The 22,131-nt window shown below is 42.6% G+C and carries 12 protein-coding genes; 8 read left to right on the top strand and 4 right to left on the bottom strand.

Annotation, left to right across the window (positions count from 1 at the left end):
* Window positions 1-161: 161 nt before the first annotated feature.
* The gene (locus D3H55_RS06365) at window positions 162-7,133 is read right to left on the bottom strand and encodes a lamin tail domain-containing protein (protein WP_119546081.1); all 6,972 of its coding nucleotides are present in this window, start codon (window positions 7,131-7,133) and stop codon (window positions 162-164) included.
* Between the two features lie 280 nt (window positions 7,134-7,413).
* Between D3H55_RS06365 and D3H55_RS06360 the strand changes: the two genes are divergently transcribed.
* From D3H55_RS06360 to D3H55_RS06335, 6 genes are all read left to right on the top strand, one after another.
* Window positions 7,414-7,848, top strand: coding sequence for a hypothetical protein (locus D3H55_RS06360; protein WP_119546080.1), 435 nt, complete (start codon window positions 7,414-7,416; stop codon window positions 7,846-7,848).
* Window positions 7,849-7,862: 14 nt separating this feature from the next.
* The gene (locus D3H55_RS06355) at window positions 7,863-8,660 is read left to right on the top strand and encodes a HupE/UreJ family protein (protein ID WP_168412981.1); all 798 of its coding nucleotides are present in this window, start codon (window positions 7,863-7,865) and stop codon (window positions 8,658-8,660) included.
* A gap of 137 nt (window positions 8,661-8,797) precedes the next feature.
* Window positions 8,798-9,430, top strand: a complete 633-nt coding sequence (locus D3H55_RS06350; RefSeq protein ID WP_119546078.1) for a hypothetical protein — start codon at window positions 8,798-8,800, stop codon at window positions 9,428-9,430.
* A 521-nt stretch (window positions 9,431-9,951) separates the two neighbouring features.
* Complete coding sequence (locus D3H55_RS06345) at window positions 9,952-10,941, top strand: C40 family peptidase (protein WP_119546077.1); 990 nt, start codon at window positions 9,952-9,954, stop codon at window positions 10,939-10,941.
* Window positions 10,942-11,149: 208 nt separating this feature from the next.
* Window positions 11,150-13,144 (top strand): penicillin-binding transpeptidase domain-containing protein, encoded by a 1,995-nt coding sequence (locus D3H55_RS06340; protein WP_119546076.1) that lies wholly within the window; start codon window positions 11,150-11,152, stop codon window positions 13,142-13,144.
* Window positions 13,145-13,258: 114 nt separating this feature from the next.
* On the top strand, window positions 13,259-13,789 hold the full coding sequence (locus tag D3H55_RS06335; RefSeq protein ID WP_119546075.1) for a DUF6241 domain-containing protein: 531 nt from the start codon (window positions 13,259-13,261) through the stop codon (window positions 13,787-13,789).
* 83 nt (window positions 13,790-13,872) lie between these two features.
* Here the strand turns inward: D3H55_RS06335 and D3H55_RS06330 are convergent, their stop codons facing one another.
* Both D3H55_RS06330 and D3H55_RS06325 read right to left on the bottom strand, forming a co-directional pair.
* Complete coding sequence (locus D3H55_RS06330) at window positions 13,873-14,433, bottom strand: YcxB family protein (protein WP_119546074.1); 561 nt, start codon at window positions 14,431-14,433, stop codon at window positions 13,873-13,875.
* 127 nt (window positions 14,434-14,560) lie between these two features.
* Entirely contained in the window at window positions 14,561-14,857 is a 297-nt protein-coding gene (locus tag D3H55_RS06325) for a hypothetical protein (protein ID WP_119546073.1), read from the bottom strand.
* Window positions 14,858-15,406: 549 nt separating this feature from the next.
* Between D3H55_RS06325 and D3H55_RS06320 the strand changes: the two genes are divergently transcribed.
* On the top strand, window positions 15,407-16,294 hold the full coding sequence (locus D3H55_RS06320; protein WP_119546072.1) for a helix-turn-helix domain-containing protein: 888 nt from the start codon (window positions 15,407-15,409) through the stop codon (window positions 16,292-16,294).
* A 354-nt stretch (window positions 16,295-16,648) separates the two neighbouring features.
* On the opposite strand, the gene tagU is transcribed toward D3H55_RS06320, so the two are convergent.
* Complete coding sequence (tagU, locus tag D3H55_RS06315; protein WP_119546071.1) at window positions 16,649-17,578, bottom strand: polyisoprenyl-teichoic acid--peptidoglycan teichoic acid transferase TagU; 930 nt, start codon at window positions 17,576-17,578, stop codon at window positions 16,649-16,651.
* Window positions 17,579-17,862: 284 nt separating this feature from the next.
* Here tagU and D3H55_RS06310 point away from each other — a divergent pair, with 284 nt between their 5' ends.
* A complete protein-coding gene (locus D3H55_RS06310; RefSeq protein ID WP_119546070.1) occupies window positions 17,863-22,095 on the top strand; it encodes a leucine-rich repeat domain-containing protein in 4,233 nt (1,410 codons plus the stop codon).
* Window positions 22,096-22,131 lie beyond the last annotated feature (36 nt).

Here is a 22,131-nt window from a genome sequence, read left to right as displayed (position 1 = left end):
ATTTGTATTTTTCTCTCAGTCTAACACATTACCACTTTTTTTACTCGGGGACAGTCCCCTGTTACTTTAGCGTAACAGGGGACTGTCCCCGAGTGCTTTAAAGCGTTAAAGCCCCCAGCTCCTCAACAGAGGAGCTGGGGGCTTTTCGCTAATCTTCCAATCTATTGATGCTGCAGCTGGTTCTTCCTTCTTCTAATGAAAATCATACCTGCTGCCGCCGCGGTTGTGATTAGTATTCCGACAGTAAGATAGAGGTAGTAAGCGGTACCTGTGTCAGGAAGGAGCGATCCAATTCCGTGATTGGATTCTTTTTTATCCTGACCAGAATTCGAATCGTCTTTCTCGGAACCTTCGTCATCTGCACCAGACGAATCCTGATCCGTACCTCCGTTGCCATCACCGTTACCACCGCTATCCTCGTTATCTTCCTGCTGATTATCATTGGCATGATCGGCAGGGTCCTGGCCGCCGCCATTTTCATCACCATCAGAAGGGCTGCCTGGATCATCTTCACCGCCACCATCCGAAGGGTCTCTAGGGCTGCTTGGATCATCTTCACCGCCATCATCAGATGGATCACCCGGCTCAACAGGAGGATTTTCCTCATCCACTCCCTTTGTGAATGTCCAAATATCAGAAACAACCTGGCCGGTGAATCGGTCTTCAGCTGTTACATACCAGGAATAGCTTTCGTTTTCATCCAAGCCTTCCCAGACCAGTTCAGCTGTGCCGCCGTTCTCGACTGCTTCCTGCTCACCGATGACTTCATCTGTATAAACATTGACAGAGAAGTAATCCGTAGCAACGCGCTTTTCTTCCACCGTGAGATCCATAGGCATGGTCAACTCATCTTTGCCTGGGAACTCGCCAGGCTCATAGAAATTGTAATCATCCAGATAAGGAGAATACGTGTTGATCATCACCCTGTTGTTATCCTGGTCGAAGTGCATCAGCTTCAGATAACCCTGGCCGCCTTCAGGCCCGCCCTGGTAATCGCCAAGCATCTGGTACACTTCACGGTCTGCCGTGCCGTCGCCGTCATCGTCGATTTCATCAATTAACGTCTCGGAGTCATGGTAATGTCCGCTCAAGACAGCGACCACATTTTCATTAGGCTCGACAACCTTGTTATAAATCCTGTTCCCAAGAGGGCTGCGGTTTCCTGATACTAACAGGTACTCATGGAAATTCAGGATTGCTTTGCGGTTCGGGTGTTCTTTCAGGACTTGGTCCATCCATTCAAGGTCTTCATCCTGGACGCCCCAGCCCATGTAAAGCATAATGAAATCATTTCCTTCAGAAGAAATTAAATCATAATGTCCTCTGTTGTTTTTATAAGTTCCGCCATAATGGTCTTCATCTTCAAAACGGTCTGCACCGAACCACTTAGTAAACTCAGTATAGTCGTTGGTCAATTGATTGACATCATGATTCCCTGCCAACACACCATATGGGATATTGCTGTCTTCAAGAGTGCGCATGTATTCATCCGCATACTGCCACTGTTCGACTTTATCGGCCTCATCGACTACATCTCCGGTATGAAAGACATACTTGATTTTCATCTCATCCCGCATTTGGGCAATCCACTTGGTCTGCTGATCATAAATGTATGGATAGCTCTCTGAATAATACTGAGTATCCGACATCCAAACAAATGTATAGTCATATTCTTCAGGAGAACTTGGGATTTCATCCTGTACCAATACATTGATCTTGGAATCCTTTGCATAATCACCAACAGTGATATCCGCCTTCAATTCAAAATCTTCCGTGCCTGCAATCTTGTAGGTCTGGAGGATCCACTTGCTCTTCGCATGGTTCCATGCATACATGGAAACCTTTCTGCCTTGGAGTGACTGGCCTTTCCACACCAATTCCATCTTATCACTTTCATCAATGGAAGGATCCAGTGTCACATCAAAGCGGTGATAAGGGAATCCAGTGGAAGAATCCGTTGTAAGATAGCTGCCATCCAGTTCCGATACCAATGAAATATCGTCGTTTGAGAAAGCCTCTTCGCCGTCAGGCACCATCCTGTTAGGAGGCTCTGTATCCGTGACATTTTTAAAGGCTTTCACAGAACCGGCATTCTCTGCTGTATACTGATAGCCTTCATAGAACGTCACATCCATATCATCACCGGTTGGGTCGGTTACTTTTACCTTCAAATGAGGGTCGCCGTCCACAGGGGTGGAAGCACCGTCTGAAGGTGAAATCAATTCAGGTTTATCCGGATTTTCATTATTGACTGAGAAGTGATCCACCTTCTCCGATTTGTTTCCTGCATTATCAACAGCGGTTACTTTAAATACATGTTCACCTGCTGCCAGTTGGGAAGAAGATGTTTCGTATGGAACGGCGACTTCTTCTCCATCAAGCATGGCCTGAAGCGACTCGACGCCCGCAATTGCATCGACTGCATCCGCGTCGATTGTAAAAGCACCCTTGTACGACTTATTGTCTTCAATATTCGACGTGATTTCAGGAGCGGTATTATCCACTTGGACAATAGTCTGCACTTCTTCATCATTATCTGCGGCTTTAACTGTATGACTGCCGTCTGCAACAGTCGTGGTATCCCAGGCAAATGCTTTTGATCGAGCATGCTCGTCAGTCAAGGTGAAAGTGAAATCCTCAAAAGGACGATACGTGCCATCATCACCCATATCAAAGACTTGAGAGGGATCGTTTTTGGCCGCGTCCCTGATCACTGTTCCATCAGCTAAAATCAACCTGACGTTTCTCAAATTGTAATCATCGCGGTTCTCTTCATCTTCCTCCAATTGGAATGGGGAGGCTTTGTTGCCAGCGCGGACCGTGATGACGTTTTCGCCGATCTGCAATCTGTCCGCTTCTACTGGAATCGTAAAGGTTTTCCAATGAGTCAGCCAGTCTTTATCCATAAGGTAAAGGATGTCCTCGCCCATTGTGACAGCATTTTGGAAATAGGTATTCAATCCGTTTACTTCAAGGGCAAGATAAGCTTCATTTTCCAAGGCATTGTAGCTGCTGCTTTGGACTTTAATGTCATCGATGAATAATTGGACATCCTTAGCAAAGTCCTCTTTCGATGTCCCTTTAAGCACCTTTATGCCTGAAACGATCTCCTGATTCTCCAAATTCAAGCGAAGATCTGCATCATCCAGATTGTTCTCGATATCAATTGTGTAATTGTTGCTGGTGACTTCATTGAATCCATCAGAAACCATGAAGTAATATTCAAGGCTGCTTTTTCCAATCAAGTCAGCAGCATAGATTGTGTTGTCATATAAGTGTGTTTCCGGGTTAAGTGGAAGCAGCACTTCCTGAAATTCGGTTTCACCGTTTGTACGGAAGAAAAGTCTGACAGATTTGACTTCTGCGTTGTCCAAAGCTGCTGCTTCAATCAAAATATCATCTGTCTGCTGTACTTCTGACACACTTGTTTTGTTCTCGATAACCGGATCGACCGTGTCGGCTTCGATATGGACAGGAGTTCCAGGAACCTGGAAGGATTCCACAGTACCGGGAGTAGCATCTTCAACACCTGCGCTGACCTTCACGGATTCCGTGGAACCATCCTCAGGATACTTATAAAGTATTCCCTTATCAGGCAGGGTATCGTCGGTGCCTGTCTGGTCATTGTAATAGGAAACAGTGATTTCTTCCTTGGCATTTGTAGCAACGACAAGTCCCCTCATGCTTCCATTTGCCATACCGTCACTGTAAATCCTGACAATGTCTTCATTTTCAACCAGGCTTGACCCATAATTCGTGTTGAAATCAGCGACCGTCTTGTCTCCATTTTGAGAATTGATGATCCAGAAAACAACTGTTTCCTGTGAAGGGAGCACAAAGTCATCGGGCACAGACGCCCATACGACATCGCTTGCGGTATCTGCTCCATAACGGTATTGCAGTTTGTAATCTTTGAAGTTCATGTCTTTATCGGTATTGTTATACACTTCAATGAATTCGTACCCGTCGGCTGTGCCTTCGTTCGTAGAATCAGGTACAATCTCGGTCACAAGGAATCTTGGAACCTTGCTGTAATCCACGGCTTTCTTATCCACCGCAACTTCATGCTGTTCCGTTTCGATAGTAGAATTCCCATCGGTTGCTTCGATGTAATACATAAGATTTGAACTTACTTCCGCCCCTGGTATTTCTGCTGAGTATCTGTTTAGATCCTCGGTGCCTGCCGTCATGGCAAGGGACTTGAAGTCCTCACTTTCTTCATTTTTATAAAAAAGTGTCGCTGCAGGAACGGCCATATTATCGGTAATAGTTGCCTCAATGGCAAGCGGTGCAAAAGCATCTGCCATTGTGACAGGTGTGTGTTCGATCTCTGGTGCTTCTTCATCAGTTATGAGGTCCGTATCAATCGGTGTCACCGGGACCTGAGCGCCTGAAACAGCCCCAGGTGTAGGGGCAGCAAGGACTTCGAATTTATCCATCACTGTACCGGAAGCCGGGAATTTATACTGAATATCCCCGCCATCATTATCATTGTCGCTTCCCAAGTAATCAGCATAAACCATTTCAGTTCCTTCATTATCCCTGATGATAAGCGCACGGTTTCCGCCATTGGAAAACCCCGGGAAAATACCATCGTTAAAAGGGATAAGTTCTTCGGCAGTAAGAGCTGAAGCAAATTGAGCATTAAAGTCCTCGATGGTATTTGCGCCATTGTTATACCAAAAAACCATTGATTCCTGAGGCTCGATTGTCACTTCCGGTACCTGGAAGATCTTTTCGCTTCCGGAATCCGTGTATTTGTAGACAAATGAGTAATTAATAGTTGAAATCGGCTGAGTCGTATTGTTATAGAGTTCAAAGAATTCATAGTAATCTGTTCCGCCGCCTGCAGTGTTAGGCGAAAGCTCTGTGATCAGCAGCGGAAGGTCGCTGTATGTTTCTTCCGGTACATTTACTTCTATAGTGACTTCTTCTGTTTGGCTTGTAAGCGAACCGTCAGAAGCTTGAATATAATAAGTGATATTACCGCCAACAGCCGAGGCTGGGATTTCTGCGGAGAAGCTGTCGGCATTTTCCGTATCCATCATCATTTCAATTGAAGTGAATTCTGTATCAGCTTCATTTTTATAAAAAAGCTGTGCAGATGGAACGGCCATATTGTCAGTGACCGTTGCTTCAATGGATATTGGTGCAAATGCTTCACTGGATACTACCGCTGAATGTGCGATGACAGGGGCTTCTGTATCCTCCGGCTTTTTATCTGGCACAACAGGATTTACAGGAACCTGCGCAGGATCAAAGGTGCCGGGAGTGGGGGAAGCCAGTACGGCAAACTTCTCCATCGCTGTTCCTGCTGCAGGATAAAGGTACTGAATGACTGCTCCTGTATTATTGGATTCGCCTCCTAGATAGGTTGCAGAAATCACTTCATTTCCATCATGATCCTTGATGATCAGACCGCGGTCTCCGCCATTGGCCAATCCAGTGAACCCGGTTCCGGAAAACTCCTGAACATGACTTCCCGTCAGATTCACGCCAAATTTAGTATTAAAGTCGGAAAGAGAAAGATTCTGGGAATTAAACCAGAAAACCATTGTCTCCTGAGGAGCAATCGAGACTGCAGGGACCTGAAGGGTCAAATCTTCATAAGTACCGCTAACATAATGGTAAATAAAAGAATAGTTTGCAGGGTTCATAGGCTGTGTTGAATTGTTATAAATCTCGAAATATTCATAGTGATCGGAACCCTGTGAATCAGGTGAGATTTCCGTGATGAGCATTTCACTTTCACTGTACGTTTCCTCAGGAATTTCTACTGAAATCACTGCCGGCTCTGTTGATTCTGTAAGTCCTCCGGCTTGCGCCTCGATGTAATAGGTTATGTTCCCATCGGCTTCATTGCCGGGGATGACACCATAAAACCTGGTAAGGTCATCAGGAGTTCCCGACATAGCAAGGCTCTTGAACTCTGTATCTGATTCCTTTTTGTAAAATAATGTTGCTGTCGGAACAGCCATGTTATCTGTCACATCTGCATGAATAGCAATGTCCGTGTATGGCTCGCTTTCTGTGACAGGCTCATGGTTTATTGCCGGTGCTTCTGTATCCTCGGGAATTGCATCGAGCGTCACAGGAGAGGCAGGAACTTGTCCTTCACGAAGAGTCCCGGGAACTGGAGCAGCCAATGTCTGCATTCTTGCCATTTCCGTCCCGCTTACAGGATATTTATACTCGACTACGGTCCCGTCATTCCCGGTTTCACCAGGCAGGTAATTTGCTGAAACCACTTCATTGCCTGTATGATCCGTGATGGTCAATCCGCGGTTTCCCCCGTTAGCGAAGCCGGGAGCATTGGGGTCTTTGACTTCTATAACCTGTCCGCTTGTCAGGGAAAGACCGAAGTGCGCATTGAAATCAGCAAGGGTTTTTCCGTTTTTATTCGTCCAAAAAACAAGCTTTCCCTGCGGCTCAATGACTGTTGCAGGCACGGAGAAAAGTTTGTCCGCATAACTTCCATCTGTATATGTATAGACGAAAGCATAGTTTGCGAGATTCATTGGCTGGGTAGAATTGTTGTAGAGCTCAAAGTACTCATAGTCATCTGCTCCCTCGGAGTTGGGAGAGATTTCTGTGATTAGAAGCTCAGGGAAACTTTCATAATCTTCGGCAGGCTCGGCTTCAGCAGGTGCTGCTTCTTGGTTGGCATCAGGAGCAGCATTTTGTGAAGCCTCGCTCGCCTGTTCGGCTTCGCTGATCTTTTCAACCGGCTGGGTTTTTGGAGCTGGAGCAGCTTCATTTTCGGTTGAAGGCTGTTCTTCCTTGACTTCTGTTTCTGTTTCAGGAGCGGGTTGCGGCTCTTCAGCTGGAGGGTCGGTCTGTACTGGTTCATTTGTTTCCTCAGCAACTGGCTCTGAGCTGGTGCCGTTCCCGGTTTCCGGATTGTCAGGCTGGGTTTCACCTGCTTCTTCTGCCGGATCGGTTTCAATTTGAACCTCATTGCCGGCAGGTTCGGTCTGTTCTTCAGCTTCGGCTTTGGGAACCACCGTGACGGTTCCTTCCTCAGCAGACACTTTGCCTGACACAGTCAACAAGAAATTCGACAACACAATGGAAACCATACATACATAGATGAACAGTTTCCTTAACGAGTTTTTCCATCTTCTATTCTTCATAATGCCCTCCTTATTTACTAATTCCCTTCCAATAATAGTAGGAAATTGTAAGTGAATTATTTAAAAAATGTAAATCTTGATAAAAAAACAAAATCATTTTGTCGTTTATTGTAAGAAAATTTACACTACATTTGTTTCGCCTCTGGAAATACCTCGCTGTTTTAGACATTTACTTAATATGGAATTTACAAAGTTCACACTTCTTTATAAACCCTTCATCTTGGGTTTACAAATATCCCCTAGCATAAAGCGTGTTAAACCAATCCAAGGGGGAAATGACGTGAAGAAGTTTGCTCAATTTTTTAAGCTGGTTTTGCTGTTAGTATGTTTGTCTTTCATCATCCAGCCGATCGGGGTACAAGCTCATTCCGGATCGATTGGCTACTCAGAGTTATCCATTAAAGAGAATGTAATCCATTATGATTTATATCTGCTTGCCGATCTGGTCGGCGGATTACTGGGAGTCGATGAAGATCAGGACGGGTATCTGACGGAGAATGAAGTGAACCGTTCAAAGGAAGACATCCAGCAGCTGGTCATGAATAACCTGTTCATCACAAGCAGCGGTGAAAAGCCGGCTGTAACGATAAATAAAATAGAAATGGCCGAGCGTTGGAACTATCAGATGTTCCATATAGATTTGGAATTTGGATTCGACAAACCGGTTACGGAATACGAGGTCCAATATAATATTTTTTTAACGGCATTGATATGAACCACCAGAATTTCATGACAGTTCAAGATGGTTCAGCTTCAAATGAGTACGTCATTACGGCTGACAAACAGGTGGTAAAGGGAAGTGTGGAAAGCCTGCAGAAAACAGAAGAGGGTGCAGAAGCGGTTTCGGAACCTGCAGTTAAGGAGGATAGAGTGAAAGAATCTGGTAATACGGAGAAAAGCGAGACAGTAGAAAGCGAGGAGAAAGAAGAACCCGCAACCTCCATATCCAGTGACAATGGCAGCGGAGGAAACGGTTCTACTGGATTCGCAGATTATCTTGTCCTTGGGATGAAGCACATCTGGGGCGGGATCGACCATCTGCTCTTCATTGTGGGGCTTCTGTTGATGAGAGCTTCAGTGAAGGATTATGTAAAAATTTTGACGGCCTTCACTTTAGGACACAGCTTAACACTGGGCTTGGCTGCCATGAAAATCCTGATCATCCCTCCCAGTATCATCGAACCGCTTATTGCCCTGAGCATTGTCTATGTTGCGGTTGAAAACATCTGGGCGAGGAAGAGGGGAGAAGAAGGGTTGAAATGGCGCTGGCTTGTCGTCCTTCTCTTCGGCTTCATCCATGGTTTTGGTTTTGCCGACTTCCTGGCCGGAAAATTGGAAGGTTCATTTGCAATGCCGCTGTTTTCATTCAATCTGGGAGTGGAAATCGGACAAATTGCCGTACTCTCCGTCCTATTCCCGGTCATCTGTTACATGCGGAAACTGCGATACCAAACCCAGATTATGTATAGTGCGTCGGCACTAGTAAGCCTGTGCGGCCTCTACTGGCTGATCGAACGAATTCTCTAAGAAAAGTTAGGTTGATATTTTTATTCTGCAGGTTCTAAGTTTTGAAAATATTAATGATTTCTTAACTGAAAAACCATTGTAGGTTTACGTCTTTTTAATAATGTATAGATGTAGACTTATTTGCAGGAGGGAAAGGGATGAAGCTAACTTTTTTTTCAAAGGTAATAACTCTATTGATTTGTATTCCATTGTTTGTGCATTCAATGAACGTTAAGGCATATTCTGAATCAGTTGGACATTCAGTAATAATTGTTAACGACAATTGGATGACATACGATCTTTACTTACCTGAACTGTCGGTTGGTAAAAACCTTGGCGTTGATAAAGATATGAATGGTTACTTAACGAAGGAAGAATTACGTCTTTCAGAAGAATCTATAGAAAAAATAGTTAATGAGAATCTGATAATCAGGAGTGGAGAGAAAAAGCCAGTAAGAAAGGTTTCTAATATAGAGCTGGTCAAACACTGGAATGCCCCTATGGTGTTAATAGCGTTAGAGTATAAGTTTAATGAGCCTATTCATGAGTACTCCATTGAATATAATATCTTTCTGGACCAAATCGATGGCAAACACCAAAACCAAGCAATTATTCAGAACGGGGAAATAGTAACAGAATATCTTATTACAACTGAGAATAATCACATAGATGGGAAGAGTACTAATACTGACCTTGACGAAAATCCTTCACCTGAAAATGAAGGTGAGACAAATATAGGTGCTTTTCTATTCTCAAAAATACTTCTGCATACATTTCGCCTGTTCACCTAAACAAAGAGGAGGGACAGTCCCCTGTTACTTTAGCGTAACAGGGGACTGTCCCCGACTGCTTTAAAGCACTAAAGCATCAACCACTAAATAAGTCCCTGTTCTGGCGAACAGGGACTTATTTTTCTGATTGCAATCTACAAGAAACTATTGTAATATTTGTAACAAAGCTATCACAGTATAGTAACACTATACTTATTGCTGTTACACTAAAAAACCTCCAAAACCGCGTTAAATCAACGTTTTTAAGTGTATATTTACACTTTCAACCCCGAAAAAATTAGTAAAATAATCCAAAAACGATAACTTTCTGAATAATATCTTTCTTCTAATTCTCTGAAACTCCCGTAGTATCTAAGGCTCATAGATTTCAAACCCAATATAGGCTGAATTTGGTAAGTTACAAGGTAAACATTTCCATAAAAAAACCTGTTTTTCATGCGATACAATGTTTCTCGTGATCAGATAACAAGCATTTCTGATGACAAAAAAATCTTAGCAGAGAAACAAAGGAGAACTTTTTTATGAAAAAATCACTAATTGCTTTGTCAACTGCCGCAATGTTAACAACTGGTTTTGCAGCATCAGCCTCAGCAGCGAGTCATACAGTACAGTCAGGAGACACTCTTTCTCATCTGGCTCAAAGATATAATGTATCAGTATCAGAACTTATGAACTGGAACGACCTTAACTCGGATCTTATCTATGTAAATCAAAAACTGGAAGTCGGGGGAAAAGCTTCTGCACCTGCAAGCACCTCAACAAGCGCTAAAACATATGTAGTGAAAAGCGGTGACTACTTAGGCAGAATCGCCAACAATTACGGAGTATCCGTCAGCAGCCTGAAAAGCTGGAACGGTTTAAGCAGCGACTTGATCTTCCCTGGCCAGCGCCTTAAAGTAAGCGCATCTGGAAGTACATCTACAGCAGCTCCAACCAAAACTGTGTCCACTTCAAGCGGAAGTACATACACAGTAGTATCAGGTGATACACTAAGCCATATTGCAAGGAAACACGGAACGACCGTTTCCCAGCTCAAAGCAAATAACGGACTAAGCAGTGACCTTATCCGTGTGGGACAAAAACTATCAATCTCTGGAGAAGCAGCATCTGAATCTGCAAAGCAAGTCGTAACTAAAGTGGCAAGTTCTTCAAATGACAGTGTAGGCGTAATAAATGAAGCGAAGAGACATTTGGGAACTCCATATGTTTGGGGCGGCGCTAGTCCATCCGGATTCGACTGCAGTGGTTTCATTTACTATGTTTACAAACAAGCAGGCAAAAACGTAAGCAGAACAAGTGCCCTTGGACTATGGAATGAGACAAGCCGTGTGAGCAACCCGCAGCCTGGTGACCTTATTTTCTTCAGCAACACATACAAACCAGGAATTTCGCATGTTGGTATCTACATGGGTAATAATAGCTTCATCCATTCAGGAAATGATGGAGTCGAAATTACTTCCATGAGCAACAGCTACTGGAATCCTAAGATCACTGGCTACGGCCGCAAATAAAACCATAAATATATAAACGTTCAATGACCCTTCCCCGCCAGGAAGGGTTTTTTATTTATCCTCTAAATACCCCTTTCAAATCAAGCTAAACCTCTTTTATAAATTTTTTGAGAAAAAGGCCTAATTTTAGAAATTGGGTGGTATTACCTGTAAAATAAGAATAAATCAGCTACATAAATTAATGGAAAATCCTACAAGGGGGAAAACAATGAAGAAATTCGTATTTATATCCATCCTTATGTCACTGATATTTCTGGCGGGCTGTCAGGAGAAGCCGCAGCCAGATGAGCGGCTTGAAGCATATGTAAAGCTCTGGAATGACCAGGAATTTGCTGAGATGCACAGCGGTTACCTGAGTCAGAGTGCGAAAGAGACCTACTCCGAAGAAGAATTTTCTGAAAGAGCGAAGGATCTTTACACAGACCTTGAGGTGAAAAACCTCCAAGTGAAGTTTGACAAGCCCGAAGAAGAACAGGAGTGGGACGACCAGGAATCCGCCACTTTCCCGGTGGAAATAAAAATGACGACCCTTGCAGGAGATATACAGTATGAAAAAGAAGTAGAACTTGTAAAGGAAACGAAAGAAGACCAGGAGAACTGGTATTTGAACTGGGACCCGTCACTCATCCTGCCCGACCTGGAGCAGGGGGATAAAGTCCGGATCCAGACTGTCCCGGCAGAGCGCGGGGATATCAAGGACCGGGAAGGCATAGCACTGGCAGTCAACGGCCAGGCGTACGAGATTGGGGTGGTTCCGGAAAAGTTCGACAAAGCAAACATGCAAAAAGTAGCTGATCTCCTTGAAACCACACCTGATTACATTGAGGAGCAGATGAACCAAAGCTGGGTTCAGCCGGAACACTTTGTCCCGCTAAAAAAGATACCGATGACAAACAGGGACTTGGCCGTCGAATTAACCTCCATCACCGGAGTGTTTAACCAGAAAGTAGAAGCCAGGGAGTATCCTTATGGGGAAGCCACCGCACATATCATAGGCTATACTGGTAAAATAACGGCCGAAGAATATGAGGAATTGAAAGACAAAGGTTATTCAGACCAGGCAGTGATCGGTAAAAGAGGCCTTGAAGAACTGTTTGAAGAAAAATTAAGAGGGACTGACGGGAAGGTCATCCTCATCGAAAAAGAAAGCGGGGATGCAGTAACCATCGCCACGAAAGAGGTCAAGCAGGGTGAAGACGTCAAACTCACCATTGATGCAAATTTACAGAAAGAGCTGTATGAGCAAATGAAGGACGAGACGGGAACGGCCGCAGCACTCAATCCGAACACCGGGGAAGTCCTGTCGATGATCAGTGTCCCTTCCTTTGACCCGAATGAATTTGCTCTGGGAATCTCATCAACAAAATACAAAGCTCTCCAGGACAATCCTGACCAGCCATTGCTTAATCGTGTCGTGAATGCCTACTCCCCGGGATCGACCATGAAGCCCATTACGGCCGCCATTGGATTGAACTCTGGAAAACTGGACCCGGCCAAGGCTTATACAATAGAAGGAAAGCAGTGGCAGAAAGATGAATCATGGGGCGGTTACAAAGTCACGAGGGTATTTGATAATGATACAAAAGTAGACCTGGAAAGCGCCTTGAAATTCTCCGATAATATTTATTTTGCAAGAGCAGGACTGGATATGGGCGCTGATACCTTTCAGCAAGGCTTGAAGAACTTTGGATTCGGGGAGGACATCCCATTCGCCTACCCGATCACCGCTTCGCAGATAACCAATGAAGGAGAGATCAACAAAGAGATCCTCTTGGCAGACTCGGCTTACGGACAAGGTCAAATCCTTATGAGCGTCCTGCACTTGACCAGCTCTTACGGAGCGATAATCAATGACGGCATCATGATGAAGCCCTTGCTGATAGCAGGAGCAGAACAAGAGGTATGGAAGAACGACCTATTATCTAAAGAAAATGCCGAGCTGCTGAAAACCGACCTTCGAAAAGTCGTCACGGAAGGAATCGCCGGGAAAGCGGCAGTTGAAGGCAAGGCAATAGCCGGAAAAACAGGTACAGCTGAAATTAAATCCGAACAGGGCACAACCGGTACAGAAAACGGGCTATTCGTCAGTTACGATCAGGATAACCCTGAATTTGTCCTGGCCATGCTGCTTGAGAATGTGGAAGACCGTGGCGGCAGTACGCATACAGTAGAGGTCACCAAGAAATTTTATCAAAACTGGTGATGGCAGAATAATGCCCCCAGCCATTCGGGGGCTCTCCCGTCTCAGGAAATTAATAATCAATGAGACAGTCAAGCATTATCCATCGTCTAAACACGAGAGGGGGAAAGCAGGCTCATGACCAAGGCGAAAAAGACAGCATTATTTGTACTTATTTTCTTATTACTAGGAACTGTTTCGGCAGGCTCCATCTACATTTATTTTGATGAGAATGGCGGTAAAGGCAACCTGAGCTTAGGGGACAGGACTTCAGAGGAATTCAGCGGCGAGGAAACACAAGCCGAAGGAAATACGGAGAATCCGTTTGGGGAACCTTTCATCTCACCCATTAACGAAGGAGTCATGCAGCAGTATATCCATGCAATGAGCCACCAGAAAGTCCAGGCGAAAAAGAAATGGTCCTTCTATAAAATGACGGAAGAAAGAATCCTATACCTTCTGGGAGAACTGGATAAAGGTGATTACAAACATGAGCAGGAGTACAGAGAAATCCTTGTTAAATGGCAGGAAGGGGACTTCAGTGAAGCAGATCATGATCACAATGAGATATGGTCTCTGCAGAATGGCTCTGTCGGGAGAGCGGAAGGCCTTCTTTCAACAGAGGAAGAAGAGGCGTACTTACAGAAACAAAAATCAGAAAAACGATGACCTGAACAGATATGCACAAGGTATATCTGTTTTTTCTATAAAAAAAGCGATTTCCGAAAGAAAACCGTTCTAAGTTAATATAATCAACTAAATTTAATCTTTTCTTTACTCATAGTTTCTTTAATAAGAGATCTTAACTGTTCTATCTCATCCTGGGATTTGAAAAACGTCTTAGGAATCAAAATCGCTTTATTACTGGATATGTATAGGCGAAACATATCTTTTTGTTCATGCACCGAAAGAATATCGCTCCACTGGAAGTAGCTAACAGACTTCCTTATCTTTTGCTGGATTTCTTCAGGTGAAATAGTCAGGAATATTTCATTCTTAATCAACTGGTCGCTGGTATATTCTTTGCCTGCCCTTATTCTGTTGACCAATTTAGCCCATAAAATTAAAAGGGAGGTGATGATAAAAGAAATTAATATGCCGAAGAAAAGAAGAAACCCTTTAACTCCTATACTTTCCTCGACATCCCTCAAATAATAGAGGTTTATTCCTATAAAAAGAATGAATAAAATCCCAAACATTATGCGTTGAAATTTCTTGAAGTGATAGCGGTTATGATTAATAAAATCTTTTTTCGTTATATATCCGTTTAAGTTCAATACAGCTTTATTTAAGTCCGGATCTTCCTGCAGCATTTTATGGTCCCCTTTCCTAATTCTTCTTCTTTAAGGATACCATACTAAAGTCCTTATTTTTTCCCATAATAAAAAACCTCCTCATCCAAAATATGGAAAGGAGATTTTTTCATCATTCACACTATACTTAAGCAATCAAATCCTGGGCAACCGCTGGGATTCCGATCACTTTCAAGAAATGAGAAACCTTATTCAACGCGATATATCTATACTCTTCGAGGATTTCAAGCTCTTTCAACACAGCATATTTATTCTTTCTGAATCCTTTGGGACCAGCAGTTTGCGAGTGGGAGTCTGTGAGTTTATATGTGTAAACAGTTGCTTCTCCAACCTTCATCTGTGATGTCTTGAACTCGAAGTGGAATACGATCGCCAATTCATCATCAATATAGGACGGAATCACCTTCATCTCAATTTCACTCATCTTTCGAACCTCCCTAATCATTTAGTACTTTTATCATAACAAATTCTTTAATAGCAGGATTTTGGCTGAAAATAGAGAAATTCTTTTAAAAAGAGGTATTTTAGGGGAATAACAATGTTTTTCTGCGGTTTATATAACTTGAGGCATATTCCTAAAAGAATATAGTTAGGAACTCCTGAGAGTGCTAAGCTAGAAGAAAGAGAAAAGCACCCCTGATATAAGGAGTGCTTGCATTAGAAGTTAAGATTAATATGCGTTTGGTAGTTCAGCTTGTTGAGGACCAACAGGTGCAGCGCTTACAGAAGCACCAGCAACTCCTAAAACAAGGAAAGATGCAGCTAAGATTGCGAATAAACGTTTTTTCATTATTCTTCATCCTTTCGTTAAAAGATAAAATATTTTAATGTTATAATTATTAAAACATACTTTTAGAATTTGTAAAATTCCGACCTGGGGTCTTATTGACTACAATTTGTATGAATTTTTTAGTTTTGCTATGACTTTTAAATTAAAATATAACTCTAGGCATATTTTTAGGGGAGATGTGTGATGGATTTTTCAGCAGTGGGTAAAAAGATAAAAGAATTAAGAAAGAATATAGGCTTATCCCAAGAAGAGCTGGCGGAAGGAATATGCACACAAGCTCAAATAAGTAAAATTGAAAAAGGATTGGTATATCCTTATGCCTCTACCCTTTATCAAATTTCTCAAAAACTTGGGGTGGATGTTAACTATTTCTTTGATATCGGAACAACCCCCCGACTCGACTATGTACAAGAGGTTTCCAGACAGCTGACGTTGACGAGAAGAAATCTTAAATATGATGAAATGATGGGAATTGTAAAGGCGGAGGAGGCCAACCCATTATTCGCTCAAAACAAAAAGAATATGCAGCTTCTCTTGTGGCATAAGGGAATCTATATATTTGAAGTTAAAGGAGATACAGAGGGAGCAATTAAAACTCTTAGGCAGGCAATTGACTCTACTCACCTAACCGAAAAAATTTGGTCTGAACGGGAATTGGAGATCCTTCTAACAATCGGAGCTATCTATATTAAAAGTGATCTTGAAAATGCGTTGAAAATATTTGAAGAAGCTAAGGAACATATTAATTTACTTCCATATATATATGACTACACAATCAAAACAAGGCTATACTACAATATTGCACGGGTCCTGACAAGATTAAATAATATAGATGATTCAATTTCCCATTGCCAGGATGCTATCAACTGGTGTCTGGAAAAAGATACCTTGTATTTGCTTGGTGAGTTACATTATCATATCGGCTATAACTATGAGCTTCAAGGAGAAATTGCAAAGGCGATCAAGTATATGGAAAAAGCCTTGATTGTTTTTGAACTCCAGCAAGATGATAAATATGTGAACTTTATAAGTAATAAAATACAGGACCTAACACTTGCAAAACAAAGTTAAAAGCTGGCCGACGCGGCCGGCTTTTTTAAATCGAAAGCTAAAGTTTCTTTACTCCTTCACCGAATTAACGCACCCGGGGACAGTCCCCTGTTACTTTAAAGTAACAGGGGACTGTCCCCGGGTGCCATTGGCCGTACGCCGATATTAAATTACTCCAAGGCTGCAACACCTTCATACCTCATAGAGTCCTGATACCTTGTGGGGTTATTATGTAAAATTCATATAGTTAAAGAAACAGATGATAATAGTGTTCTTCAAGAATATAAACTGGATTTTAGTGTAAAAACCTTCAGGAAAATAATAGGACAAAAAGGAGCCAATCCTAATGGACCAGCTCCTTTTCCTTATATAAATCTATATCTCCATATGTTCCTTCAACAAAGATTGTATCCGCTGCACTTCTTCCTCCGGCACAACATAATACCAGATGCCGTCAATCGTCTGTCCGCTGCCGCCGTCAATCTTGATCTGCTCCATATCTTTAGCAGCCGCTTTATAATGCTTCTGGATGTCGACCATTTCATCGAACGTAAGATTTGTCTTAACGTTGTTACCCAATGCTTCAAAGATATTATCAAATCTCCAAAGGCTTGAAACGCTGGCTCCTTCTTTGATGATCGCCTGGATGACTTCTCTCTGGCGAAGCTGGCGTCCGAAGTCTCCACGGGGGTCTTTCTTTCTCATACGGGCAAAGGCCAAGGCTTCGTCACCATTCAGTTCAATCTGCCCTTCTTCAAAGGTAAATCCGCCATCAGAAAACGCAAGGTCATTATTAACCGTTACGCCTCCTACCGCATTGACAATTTCCTCAAACCCTTCCATATTGACCTGCACAAAATAGTCAATTGGGATATCCAGGAAATTTTCCACTGTATCCATGGCCATTTCAACACCGCCAAAAGCATATGCGTGGTTAATCTTATCTTCATAGCCCTTGCCGACAATTTCCGTAAGTGTATCACGTGGTATACTTACCATCTTTACAGATTCCTGTTCTGGATTGATGGTAAGTACAATTAGACTATCTGAACGGCCGGCATCATTTGACCGTTCATCAACACCCAGCAGGAGGACTGAAAAGGGATCTTTTTCAGTAAATTTGACATCCTTCGTCCGTTTATCAGATTTCTCCCTATCAATAGGATCATGCATCGATTCGACACTTTTATTCAACGTATGATAGACATAATAAGCATAAGCTCCTCCAACGATGAGGATCAAAAGAAAGATGATCCCGGTAACTTTCAACCACTTACGCTTCTTAGCGTGTTTTTTTGCTCGCATTTGTAAATTCCTTTCAAATATAGTCCTAAAAAATAGCATATCAGATTGAGGAGAAATTACTAGATATTTGTAGAAAAAAAGAGAAATTCTTTAAAATCTGCTTGTAGATATTACCATTATTACCCACTTAAAAAGCTTGTTCTATTAATCTTTATAGGTAATTCGAAACCGGGTAAATAAATCTAGTAAAATGGATTTTTTTTCTTTATTTACTAGAAACCCCCTGATAATGACTGTATAATGGGTAACTGTGTTTTTTTAAAATAGAAGAAGGGGGTAATTTGGTGAAACAAAGCAACATAAGCAAGCTTCTCGTACTAATTGTGTTTCTCTTTTCAATCATCATGCCATTTAAGGGGAACGCTGGAGCAGAGATAAATTCACTTTATGTATCAGAAATCGATTTTAATGAGGAAGCAGGTTTTGTCGGGCTTCAATGGTCAACAGCTAAAACATTTGAGATGAAGGATGACGAGGAATCATTAATCATTTATAAAGATGGTCAGCCTTATCCGCTTGAATCTGAACAGGTGGGGTATATGGAAGACCCTGTAAATGCCATCTTTGCACGCTATAACAGCCGGGATTATAGGATTGAACCTGGTGAAGCTTATACATATCAAATGGAATTGACCATTGGGGATAATACGTTCACATCAGAAGAATTTATTGTCGAGATTCCTAAAGGTGCTGTAGTTGCCGAGCCTTCAGGTTTAGCAGATGAAGAAACAGTCTCAGAATCGGAAACAGCAGTTGAAGATGAAGCAGAACCGGAAACTGATGATGGTCAGGCACCATCGGACCCGGAAACAAAAGATTCACAGCAGAGCAGGGAAGATTCAGGTCTTTTCTCAGATGCCAATCTAGAGGAGACGATCATTCAACAGCTCGGAATTTATAATAGAACTTTAACAGAAGAAGACTTACTGGGCTTGAATCACCTGACGATTTCAAATGCGGTCGGAGAGGTTTCGGATTTCTCCGGGCTTGAAAAAGCAGTGAATATGGATAGTGTCGAGTTCCGCTATCAAAACAATATAAATATTACACAACTGAATTCAATTGAATCAATAAGTTCGCTGGAATTCGATCATTCTCCTTTAATGAATCCAGAAGAGCTTCTGTCATTTGATCAACTTGAAAGAGTTACATATATCGGAGAGTCGCCAAGTTATGAAGAGTTTGCCATCTATAAAGAACTGCTTCTGCAAGGGAAGGACGTATGGGTCAACAATGGTGAGTGGCTCGACGTTACTCCTTCTGTAAAAGGTACAGAAATAACTTTGGATATGATACATGCAGGCAATGAAGAGATTACAGATTTCGAAATCTATCTTAATAGAAACTTTTTCGAGGAAATTCCTTATCAAAAAGAGATTCAATACATGTTTGAAGACCTGGAGCCTCATTCTGCTTACAACATTATTATCATTGCAAAAAATGAGGAGGGAGTTGTCGGCATCACCCAAACGGGGGAGCAGACGTACAATGCACCAGTTGAAGACGATATTGGATACGGAAATGGATCCTATGACGAACAAGACACTGAGTGGAGAGACAATCCTACAGGTGATATCGTGGAGTTCCAAGAGCCTGCGATTGAAGCAGAGGTGCGAAATAGGCTGGACATTCCAAACAGGGCCATTTACATAAGTGATATGAAGCATTTGCAAACTGTATATGTGCCATATGCAGAAGTGTCAAGTCTTGCGGACTTGGAAACGGCTGTAAACCTGGAAGAATTGAATGTGAGCAGCAACAAAATTTCCGATCTCTCGCCACTGGCAGGGCTGGAAAAGCTGCACACGCTCGACTTGAATGATAACAGCGTCAAGGATTTGTCTTATCTAGCAGACAAGCAGGAACTGAATTATCTATACATTAATAATAACCCTGTTAGTAGTATTGACAGCTTGGATGGTCTGCCATTACTCGACCTCACAGTGAGAGGGACCGATATCGATTCGATTGACGTGCTGAAGAGCCTTCAATCCCTAACTTCGATATCTGCCGACAGGCTGCTTTATTTAGAGGATAATGAAGCAAACCAGGCGGTCATTGCAGCCCTTGAAGAAAGAGGCGTAATGGTTTATGCGGATCCAGGGACCGCTTATATGGACTTATTAGACAGCAGGGTAAGTGACACGAAAGCTGAATTCGGATTTTATGGCAGCTATAAAGGAGGGTACCATGCAGAAGCTGACAAGCTGATTCTAACTGCAGGTGACCAGACTGTTGAACTGGCAGGAGATGAGCATGAGTACACTCTCCAGGACCTGAAGCCTGCCACTGAATACAAAGTGAAAATTGAGGCCTTTAAGGAAGATGAATTGATCGGGAATTTGAGCTTTACGATTGATACGAAGGACGCTCCTACTGGAGAAGAAGTGACTTTTGCAGATCAAGAACTGGCAGAGCTGGTAAAAGAGGAGTTGCTTCTTGACCGTACTATCTACCAGAGTGATATGGAGAATCTTCAGAGCATTGGAATCGACGGACCGGATATCAAATCTCTTGATGGACTTGAATTCGCAATAAATTTAAGAAGCATTTATATTGCAAATTCTGATATCACCGACCTTTCCAGCATCAGCGGGGCAAAAGAGCTGCAATCATTGGTACTCAACAATGTACCGGTTGAAGACCTGTCCTTTGTCCAACAGCTCACTAAAGTGAATGACCTTTGGCTTGAATCGGTCAAAGTGAAAGATTTCAGCTTCTTATCAGAGCTGGAGCAGTTAAGGTATCTAACAATCAAGGAATCCAGCTTGAAAGATTTACCTGACTTGTCACAGATTAATTTGGAAGACGTGGACCTGAGCGGAAACCAGTTGATAAGTGTTAATGGTTTAAGGAATATAAATGACTTAGGAATACTAGATGTATCGAATAACAAAATCACCAATATTGACGCTCTCTCAACATTAAATCTCAGGTTCTTGGGAATCAACGGAAATCCTATTGAGAAGATTAATGGAACTTTCGAAAAGGTCTATTCCATTCGTATTGGAGAAAACCCGTTTGATCCTGCACTAATCAATGCGGTTTTCCCATCACTAGAAGAGTTGACGATCAAAGGAGACCTGTCCAACTATGACAGGCTGACAAATATGGATTCTTCCCTTAGGTCAATGACGATTCAAGATACGACAATGGATTCCATCGAGTTCTTGAAGGATTTGAGTGTATCCCTGATTCGGATTGAGAACACGAATGAAAATTTATCGTTCAAAAAGGGCACGGATGAGAGAAGAGTAAAGGAAGAATTGGAAGCAGGCGGCACCTACATTGAGATCAACAGCTACAACGAAGTGAAGGTCACAGAGGCGGTTGAAGGGGAAGATTCCCTTAAAGTCGGCTGGACCTATGACGGCTTTGAGGAGGCTGACAAATTCAGGCTCAGCTTGAATCGGGAAATTATTGATGAAGTTTCCGGGGACATCCGTTCATACACATTCACAGACCTTGAACCCGGACGCAATTATGAATTGATTATCCATGTCTTTGGCAAGGATGGTTATCTGTGGGAGACTTATGAGAATTACACTACACTGGCAGCTGGAGAGGAAACCAAAACGCCTCCGGCTGAAGATGCGGATCAGGACACACAGGAAGAACCAACTGATACTTCAGGCCCCGATGAAAATGGAAATGATGCAACGGACAATCCTGTTGAAGAGCCTGATAAAGAAGACACAGTGAAAGGTAAACCAACCAATGGAACCGTTCCTGAAAAGACAACAGTCAAAAAAGTAAAAGCAGTGAAGAAAGCCGGTAAATACGTGGTTGATTCAGCTGCTTTAGAAAATATTGAAGAAAAAGCAACCGTTTCTATTGAGGTAGCCAAGGAAGGAGCGGCCAGCATCCAGATGAGCCGCGAACAAATTCAAACCCTTCAAAAACAGGGGGCGTCAGTACAAGTCGATAATACTGACGTGAAGGTTAAAATTCCTGCGATCAATCTTCCAGAGGGTAAGACAGCTGAAATCACTGTTAAAGCGATGAAGGCGGAAGGTGCTTTAGCGGCTTATGATTTCACAATTTCCGCAGATGGAAAGACGTACCATCAATTTGATGAGGAGATGACACTGGAGTTTTCAGTGGATGTATCTAAAGTAAAGAACCCGGAAAACTTGAGAGTATTTTATTACAATGAAGATACTTCAGAGTGGGAGATGATTGCCGGCAGGTTTGTTGATGGAAAAGTAATCGCTCAAACGGACCACTTTAGTACGTATGCTGTTTTTGAAGTATCCGGCAAAGAGTTGGCATCTGGAGATTTGGCCAAAACCCCTGAAAAACCTAGTGAAAATCGGGATACAAATACACTAGTTGAACCAGCTCCAAATGGGCACAAAGAAAAAACGAAAAATCCCAACCGAGAGCTATCCGGAGAAGCTGCAGGAGCAAAACTTCCTGTAACAGGAACTGAACATTACAAACTACTTCTCCTGGGTACTCTATTGACAGCTATAAGCATTACACTGGCTGCTTTCAGAAGAAAGCAATCCTTATAACAAACAAAAGCGCAAAGGGCGAAGAAGCTCCTTTGC

The sequence above is a fragment of the Bacillus salacetis genome, from assembly GCF_003581585.1.
Taxonomy (GTDB): domain Bacteria; phylum Bacillota; class Bacilli; order Bacillales; family Bacillaceae_B; genus Rossellomorea; species Rossellomorea salacetis.
This window is presented reverse-complemented; position numbering and strand designations above follow the sequence as displayed.

What these genes read in the sequence shown, in the direction of transcription:
- D3H55_RS06365 (WP_119546081.1), bottom strand. Translation starts at nt 7,133, where the DNA reads ATGAAGAATAGAAGATGGAAAAACTCGTTAAGGAAACTGTTCATCTAT.
- D3H55_RS06355 (WP_168412981.1), top strand. Translation starts at nt 7,863, where the DNA reads ATGACAGTTCAAGATGGTTCAGCTTCAAATGAGTACGTCATTACGGCT.
- D3H55_RS06350 (WP_119546078.1), top strand. Translation starts at nt 8,798, where the DNA reads ATGAAGCTAACTTTTTTTTCAAAGGTAATAACTCTATTGATTTGTATT.
- D3H55_RS06345 (WP_119546077.1), top strand. Translation starts at nt 9,952, where the DNA reads ATGAAAAAATCACTAATTGCTTTGTCAACTGCCGCAATGTTAACAACT.
- D3H55_RS06340 (WP_119546076.1), top strand. Translation starts at nt 11,150, where the DNA reads ATGAAGAAATTCGTATTTATATCCATCCTTATGTCACTGATATTTCTG.
- D3H55_RS06335 (WP_119546075.1), top strand. Translation starts at nt 13,259, where the DNA reads ATGACCAAGGCGAAAAAGACAGCATTATTTGTACTTATTTTCTTATTA.
- D3H55_RS06330 (WP_119546074.1), bottom strand. Translation starts at nt 14,433, where the DNA reads ATGCTGCAGGAAGATCCGGACTTAAATAAAGCTGTATTGAACTTAAAC.
- D3H55_RS06325 (WP_119546073.1), bottom strand. Translation starts at nt 14,857, where the DNA reads ATGAGTGAAATTGAGATGAAGGTGATTCCGTCCTATATTGATGATGAA.
- D3H55_RS06320 (WP_119546072.1), top strand. Translation starts at nt 15,407, where the DNA reads ATGGATTTTTCAGCAGTGGGTAAAAAGATAAAAGAATTAAGAAAGAAT.
- tagU (WP_119546071.1), bottom strand. Translation starts at nt 17,578, where the DNA reads ATGCGAGCAAAAAAACACGCTAAGAAGCGTAAGTGGTTGAAAGTTACC.